The sequence below is a fragment of the Teichococcus wenyumeiae genome, assembly GCF_003696345.1.
Lineage (GTDB): Bacteria > Pseudomonadota > Alphaproteobacteria > Acetobacterales > Acetobacteraceae > Pseudoroseomonas > Pseudoroseomonas wenyumeiae.
On sequence record NZ_RFLX01000173.1, the window covers coordinates 1 to 885 of the forward strand.

General features: G+C 68.7%; 1 protein-coding gene. It reads right to left on the minus strand.

Features of this window, described 5'->3' with window-relative positions; genetic code table 11:
* Positions 1-648 (minus strand): recombinase family protein (locus EBE87_RS28455; protein ID WP_147465077.1); only part of this gene is annotated, 648 nt, incomplete at its 3' end.
* Positions 649-885: the final 237 nt, after the last annotated feature.

Below are 885 nucleotides of genomic sequence, written 5' to 3' on the forward strand. Positions count from 1 at the left end.
CACGTCGAACACCAGCCGGATCGTCGAGCGGACCTGCTCGTCCGGATCAAGCGCCACCTCGCCCGAGGGGCGCTGCACAAAGCCACGCGGCAGGCCGATCACCAGCTCGCCGCGCACCGCCTTGGCCCGGCGCCCCTCGTGCATGCGAGCCTTGAGGATGTGCAACTCCGCCTCGCTCATCGTGCCCTTGAGCCCGAGCAACAGCCGGTCGTTATAGGTGGCGGGATCATACAGGCCGTCCGCGTCCGCGATCAGCGTGTCGAACAAGGCGCACATCTCGAGCAGCTGATGCCAGTCCCGGCACGAGCGTGCGAGGCGCGACACCTCGATGCCGAGCACCAAGCCCACATGGCCCAACCCGACCTCAGCGACCAGGCGCTGGAACCCGGGCCGGTCCAGCGTCGAGGCAGCCGAGCGGCCCATGTCGTCGTCGATGACCACCACCTGCGAGGGATGCCAGCCGAGCTGGCGTGCGCGGTCGGCCAGCGCGTATTGCAGGCGTGCGGACTCCTGGTGCTGCTGCACCTGGCGCACCGTCGATTGCCGGACGTACACGACCGCATGCCGGTCACGATGCCGGTCCCTTATCTTGCCCGTGGGCAGCAGACCGGCACTGGGCAGGGTCGGTGTAGGCAGGGTCTCGCTCATCGGCCGCCTCCATGTCGCCTGGTGGGGCTTCCGCAAGGCGTTGGCGGATCAACTTGCCGATCAGCACAACAAGGCGCCGCTGCCGCTCGCGCGGCAGGTCCTGCCAACCGATCCCCTCCTGCCTCCGACCGCCCATGACGAGCCGCCATCCACCGGGCCAGCGCAAGCAGGGCCTTGTGGCCCAGCCGCGGTGCTACAAGAACGTCACATCCAGCGGCCTCGTGTCCAGACGTTCTC